This window comes from Methylobacterium sp. P3_A11 (assembly GCF_056403155.1).
Window position 1 is genome coordinate 21,470 of record NZ_JBFUGA010000076.1, and the last position, 6,854, is coordinate 28,323.

General features: G+C 73.0%; 4 protein-coding genes. All 4 read right to left on the reverse strand.

The features are described 5' to 3' along the window. Nucleotides 1-679 precede the first annotated feature (679 nt). The gene (glcF, locus tag AC1DXK_RS21380) at nt 680-2,008 is read right to left on the reverse strand and encodes a glycolate oxidase subunit GlcF (protein ID WP_457107459.1); all 1,329 of its coding nucleotides are present in this window, start codon (nt 2,006-2,008) and stop codon (nt 680-682) included. 146 nt (nt 2,009-2,154) lie between these two features. Continuing rightward, nucleotides 2,155-3,342: an FAD-binding protein gene (locus AC1DXK_RS21385; protein WP_477298993.1), complete on the reverse strand. Its 1,188-nt coding sequence runs from the start codon at nt 3,340-3,342 to the stop codon at nt 2,155-2,157. A 131-nt stretch (nt 3,343-3,473) separates the two neighbouring features. Then, a complete protein-coding gene (locus AC1DXK_RS21390; protein WP_477298995.1) occupies nt 3,474-4,916 on the reverse strand; it encodes a lipopolysaccharide biosynthesis protein in 1,443 nt (480 codons plus the stop codon). A gap of 125 nt (nt 4,917-5,041) precedes the next feature. Beyond that, the coding region (locus AC1DXK_RS21395) for a methyl-accepting chemotaxis protein (RefSeq protein WP_477298997.1) at nt 5,042-6,854 on the reverse strand (1,813 nt) is incomplete at its 5' end.

A 6,854-nucleotide genomic window follows, 5' to 3' on the forward strand; every position in this document is an offset into this window, starting at 1 on the left:
GCGGCCGACGTCGTTCTCCGTGCCCGTGGTCCCGGCGGCGCCTCGCCCGACGTCAAACCTGTCGGGCGGGGAGCCGGCCTCGTCGCCGAGGCGGATGGGTTCGAGGGGAAATTGCCGTCAACCGCCGTTCGGCGCCAGGGGCGCCTGGGGTTGAATATGGCCGGGAGGAGGGACGGACCGGCGTGACGCACCTCTTGCGCCTCCGGGGCACGCGCAGCGCTCTGCTGGGCCGTGCGTCCGTCCATCGTGGTCCCGACCTCGCGAAACAATCTCGACCGGCGGGGGACCGGCCGTGAATTCTGGGGTGCGGCGGAGAAGCTCCGCCGCGTCGTGCGACACCTGCCCGATCACGGGCGACACCCGTCACCGCCAGGCGGACCGAAACGGCCCGCCGCGACACCGCGACCGTTTTCGCGAGGAATTCGGCCACGTCCGCGGGCCGTTGCGGCGACCGGCGGGACCGGAGAGGGGTCCACATCATTACAGACCGCCGCGCGGATTTGGCAAGGGTCAAGCGTGAAGAGATGTCACGGGGTTGTCACGGGGTGCGATGGTGGAACCGCCATTCCTCGGCGCAGCGCGAAGCCCTTCCGTGTGGCGTGCGAACCCGGGCCGTCGGGCGTCCCTGGGTCGCTCGCGGCGCGCGCGATGACGGGTCCGCGGCCCGGTCGAGAGGACCCTATTCCGCCGCTTCGAGCCGCGGACCCACGCCGTCGAGCGCCGCCGGCTTCGGGCCGCCGGTCGCCCAGTCGAGCAGCTCGACCGTATGGACGATCGGGATGCCGGTTCCTTTCCCGATCTGCGTGGCGCAGCCGATGTTGCCCGTGGCGATGACGTCGGGCCGCACGCGCTCGATGTTGGCGACCTTGCGGGCGCGCAGCTTCAGGGCCAGCTCCGGCTGAAGGATGTTGTAGGTCCCCGCCGAGCCGCAGCAGATGTGGCCCTCGGGCACGTCCTTGACGGTGAAGCCGGCGCGCTTGAGCAGGGTCTTGGGCTCCAGGCGGATGCCCTGGCCGTGCTGCATCGAGCAGGCCGAGTGATAGGCCACCACGAGGTCGTTCTCGGCGACCGGCGCGAGGTCCAGCAGGGCCACGTATTCGGTGATGTCCTTGGCCAGGCTCGAGACCCGCTGGGCCTTCTCGGCATAGGCGGGGTCGTCGCGGAACATGAAGCCGTAATCCTTGATGGTCGTGCCGCAGCCCGACGCCGTCACCAGGATTGCATCGAGGCCCTTGGCGATCTCGGTGTCCCAGGCGTCGATCGTCTGCTTGGCAAGGGCGTGGGCCGAATGCTCCTTGCCCATGTGGTGGGTCAGCGCCCCGCAGCAGCCCTCGTTGGCATGGACCACCTCGATGCCGTGCCGGTTGAGCAGCCGGATCGCCGCAGCGTTGAAGTCTGGCCTCAGGACGCTCTGGGCGCAGCCGCGCAGCAGGGCGACGCGCCGGGCGGCCTGCATCGCCCGCGGCGGGAACCGGCCGGGCCGGTTGGTCGGCTCCCGGGGCGGCATGCCGGCCGGGGCGAGGTCGAGCATCGCGGCGAGGCGGTTGCCGATCCGCGGCAGCCGGGCCACCAGGCTCCGGAACGGGGCGCCGAGCTTCGCCGCCGCCAGGGCGAGGCGGAAGCGGTTCGGGTAGGGCAGGACCTGGGCGAGCACCGCGCGCAGGAACCGGTCTCCGGCCGGCCGCGCGTAGGTTTTCTCGATATGCGCCCGGGCGTGGTCGACGAGGTGCATGTAGTGCACCCCGGACGGGCAGGTGGTCATGCAAGACAGGCAGGAGAGGCAGCGGTCGACGTGCTTGACCACCTCCTGCGAGGCCGGCTTGCCGCCCTCCAGCATGTCCTTGATGAGGTAGATCCGGCCGCGAGGGGAATCGAGTTCGTCGCCGAGCAGCAGGTAGGTCGGGCAGGTCGCCGTGCAGAAGCCGCAATGCACGCAGGTCCGCAGGATTTTTTCCGAGGCCGCCATGGCGGGATCGGCGAGCTGGGCGGGGGCGAAGTTGGTCTGCACGGTCTCTTCCTGCCTGCTCTCCTCGCCCCTCGCGGGGAGACGTTCGAGGATCCGGGATCCCCGGCGGGGGCGGCGCAGGAGGCACCGCGGCGCGCGGTCCTGAACCACCTCCACCCCTGACCCCGCCCCGCGAGGGGGCGGGAAATTCAAAGCCCCGCGTACATCCGGCCCGGGTTCAGCAGCCCGGCGGGGTCGTGCGCCGCCTTGATGCCTGCGGTGAGCCGCATCAGCGGCTCGGCCAGCGGCTGGAACACCGGCACGGCGGCGCGCACGGYGTCGGGGGCGCGCACCAGCGTGGCGTGGCCGCCCTGGGCCTGCACGGCCCGGCGCACCGTCCCGGCCCCGGCATCGCCCTCCGAGCCGGTGGCGAGCCAGATCAGGCCGCCCCCCCAGTCGAAGAACCAGCGCGCGTCACGCTCGGCCGCGATGGCCGCGGCCAGGGCCGGCCCGTGGGTCGGAGCGGTGGAGATCCGCCAGAGGGCGGCCTCCCGGGGCTCGGCCAGGGGGGCAGCATCGCGCACGGACCGCCAGAGGGCGGTACCGGCCTCGCCGTCCACGATCGCGGGCTGGCCGTAGCGCTTCAGCAGGCGGCGCAGCTCACCGGTGCGGTAGTCGATGGAATCCGAAAAGCCTTCGAGGCGCATCAGGGTCCGCGCCTCCGGGGCGCCGATCCCCGCCGGCAGATACGCCGCCCCGGTGAGTTCGAAGGGCGAGCCCAGAGCCTCCGACAGGGCCGTCACCGCCCGAGCATCGTCCAGCCCGGAGAAGACCAGGGTGGCGACGCGCTCGCAGGCGGGCAGAACCTTGAAGGTGACCTCCGTGAGCAGGCCCAGCGTGCCGTGGGCGCCGGCCATCAGCTTCACGAGATCGAGCCCGGTGACGTTCTTCATCACCCGGCCGCCCGACTTGATCGCCTCGCCCCGCCCATTGACGAAGCGGACGCCGATCAGGCTGTCCCGGGCCGCCCCGGCATTGATCCGCCGGGGCCCGGCATTGTTGATCGCCGCCACGGCCCCGAGGGTCGGTTCGCCTGTGCTGCCATAGAGGCCGCGCAGATCCATCGGCTCGAAGGGCAGCATCTGGCCCCGGGTCGCGAGGAGCGCCTCGACCTCGGCGAGCGGGGTGCCGGCCCGGGCCGCCACTACCATCTCGGCGGGCTCATAGAGCGTCACGCCGGTCAGCGCCCGCGCGGAGAGCGTCGCGCTGTCCTGCGCGGGCCGGCCGAGGCCTGCGGCGGTGCCGCCGCCGGAAAGCCGCAGCCGCTCGCCGCGTCCGGCGGCGGCCCGCACGATCTCCCCGGCCTCCGCCTCGGTGGCGGGCTCGTAGGCGCCCATCGTTTCCGTCCCGGTTCTTTGGACCTGTTCCAGGGCCGGTTTCGCCGGAACCGCCGACGGATTCAAGCGGAGGTGGCGTCGCGGGGTTTCAGTGGCCGGGTTTCGCCGGGAAAGCGGCCCTGCCGTGAGCCCTATTCCGCCGCGGCCGTCCGGGCCGGACGCAGGCGGGCCAGGATCTCACGACGCAGGCCGGCGATGTCGAAGATCCAGACGAGCGCTCCGTAGAGCGCCATCCCGGCCGGAACCAGGATCGCCAGCGCGGCGGCGGGCGGCAGGTGCCGGAACGGCGCGAGGGCCAGACCCATCGCCGCGCAGGCGAGGGCCGCGACGCCGATCTCACCCCAGGGCAGCGCGATGCGCTCCGGGCCGATGAGGGCGCGCCAGCCGAGCCACGATCCGGCGGCGGCAAGACCCGCACTCTGCGCCAGCGCGACGCCGAGCCCGCCCATCCGATCCGGCAGGACCAGCAGGCCGGCGCCGTTGACCGCGAGGCCCACCAGGGCGGCGGCGACCACCGGCAGGGTCCGGCGGCGGATCTGGAAGACCGGATTGAGGGCGTAGAACATCATGGACAGGCAGAACAGGCCCGGCATCAGCACGGTGCTGTAGGTCTCGAACGGCCCGCGATAGGCGTCCGGCACCACCAGCCCCTGGAGCGCCGGCAGCACCGCCCAGAAGCCGACCGCGCAGGGCGCCAGCAGCGCGAACACGGTGCCGGCATTGGCGGCGACCTGCGCCTCGGCGGCGGCGCGGCCGCTCTGCTCCTCGGCCTGCACGGCGAGCTGGAACAGCAGCAGGTCCAGGGCGGTGCCCAGCGTCATCAGCGCACGCGACGTGACGTCGGCGGCCAGGGCGAAGTAGCCGGCCTCGGCAAAGCCGGCATGGCCCGCGATGGCGCCCCGATTGACGAAGGCGAGGCACTGATAGGCCGTGTTGGCGGCGATCAGCGGCAGGCCGTAGCGCGCGAAGACCCGCCAGGTCGCCGAAAGGCGCGGCCGCTCGAAGGGCGTGCGCGGGTCGCGCAGGGGGTGGCGCAGCAGCACCACCGCAAGGAGCTGGCTGATCCCGGCCGCCGCCAGCACCCAGGCCGGCTGGGGCAGCCACCAAGCCGCCGCCGCCATCATGGCGAAGGACAGGACGTTCTTCACCGCCACGAGGCCGAGATAGAGCCTGCCGTCGAACCGCGCCCGGGCGAGGGCCGCGTGGTAGTCGAACACGCCGATGCCCAGGGCCGCGAGACCGGTTCCGCACAGCACCGCCTCACGCCCGTCCGCCCCGCCGGCGAAGCCGAAGGCGCCGCACAGGGCGGCGGCGGCCAAGAGCAGCAGGCCGATACGCAGATAGGCCCGGTCGAGTCCGTGGCGGATCCACGGCTCGTCGACGCGCACGCGGCCCGAGTAGAACCGCGTCGCCGACAGGCGCAGCCACTCGAACAGCACCGTGTTGAGGACGATCGCCCCCGTGGTCGCCAGGGCGAACCGGCCGAAATCGGCGGGTCCCAGGAGCTTCGCGATCAGCAGCCCGAGGGCGAAGTTGAGCCCCGCATTGATGACGAAGGCGGCGATCACGGCCATGGACGGCGTCTCATGAGCGGCGGAAACGGCCCGCCCGTTCCACGCGCTGTAGCGTAGGAGCCGTAAGACTCCCCTAACCGGGCAAGATCGGGGCGGGGACGCCCCGGAGGCCCCAAGCCCTCCGGTCAGGCGGCGCGGACGGTGTCGAGGAAGCGCGTGACTTCTGCCGTGAGATGCTCGGACTGGCGCGACAGCGCGGACGCCGCCGCGAGCACCGCGTCGGCCGCCCGGCCGGTCTCCCCGGCGGCCCCGGCGACCCCGAGAATGGTGCTGGTCACCGCGCCGGTGCCGACGGCCGCCTGCCCGATGTTGCGGACGATTTCCCGGGTGGCCGATCCCTGCTCCTCGACCGCCGCGGCGATCGAGGTCGCCACCCCGCTGATCTCCCGGATCCGCTCCGTGATCGTGCCGATCGCCGAAACGGCCTCGCCGGTCACCCCCTGGATGCCGGCGATCTGGCCGGCGATCTCCTCGGTGGCCTTCGCGGTCTGCGCGGCCAGGTCCTTCACCTCGGTGGCGACGACCGCGAAGCCCCGGCCCGCCTCGCCGGCGCGGGCCGCCTCGATCGTGGCGTTGAGCGCCAGCAGGTTGGTCTGGCCGGCGATCGCGGTGATCAGCCCGACCACGTCGCCGATCCGCGCCACCGCGCCGCTCAGCTCCCGGACCAGGGCGCCCGTCTGTCCCGCCTCCGAGACCGCCCCCTGGGCGAGCTTGGTCGATCCCTCGACCTGCCTGCCGATCTCCTCCACGGACGTGCCGAGTTCCTCGGCCGCGGCCGCGACGGTGTTGACGTTGGCGGCGGCCTGCTCGGCGGCGGCCGCCACCGCGCTGGACTGGCTCGCCGTCTGGGTCGCGGTCGCCGTCATGGTCTGGGCCGTGCCCTGCAGGACGGTTGCCGAGTCGGAGACCTGACCGATGAAGCCGCCGACCGTGCGCTCGAACCGCTCGGCCATCTCCCGCAGGCCGGTCCTGCGCCGCTCCTCGGCCGCCCTCCGGCCCTCGGCGGCTTCGGCTTCGATCCGGCGGCTGCGGATGAGGTTGTCCTTGAATACCTGGACGGCTCGCGCCATCGCGCCGATCTCGTTGCGGTAGGTGCGCGCGGGAACCGTGACGGAGGCCTCCCCCTCCGCCAGCGCCTGCATCGCCGCCGTCAGCGCCCGGAGCGGGTGCAGCACGCCGCCGAACAGGGTCCACAGGCCGAGCGACACCAGCAGGATCACCGCCAGCAACGCCGCGACGCTGCGTTCGACGTCGCTCCGCGCCGCGTCGGCGAGGGTCTCGGCGCGCGCCACCATCGCGTCGAGGGCCGCATCGCTCAGGGCGACGAGGAAGCGCTGGTTCTCGGTGTTGCGCTGCCGCAGCTCGTCGAACGTGTGGTTCGGGGCCGTATGCGTGCTGAGCGCGTCGAAGACCGCCTGCGCGATGGCCTTCGAGTCGCCCTCGAAATTGCTGGCCTTCGCCCTCTCGAACGCGGCCCGCACCGTCTCCGAGACGTCGATCGCGGCCTCGGTCGTGCGCCGCCACGCGGTCATCAGCTCGGCCCGCTCTTCCGCCGCGGCGACCGTCTCGGGCAGGGACCACGATGTCCCGGCAACCAGGGACGCCTGCACCCGCACCGCGACGTTGCCGCTGGCGACGCGCGTCTCCCAGGCCGCCTGCTTGAGGGCGAGATAGCGCTGCAGGACGGGATCGGACCGGGGAATGGCCGCGTCGACCGTCTTCAGCGTGGCCGTCAGCGCATCCACCAGACCCTGGAAGGCGGACATCGCGGCGGGCAGAAGCGCCGGGTCACGCCGGGCCTTCGGCTGCCTGAGGGCCTCGTCGACGCGGGGGCGGAGGGCCGCCATCGCGTCCTGGGCTTCCCTGAGGCGGCCGAGCGTCGCGCCCACCGCCGGCTCGGCCAGAGCGTTCAGGCTGCCCTGCGCGCGCCGGTAACTC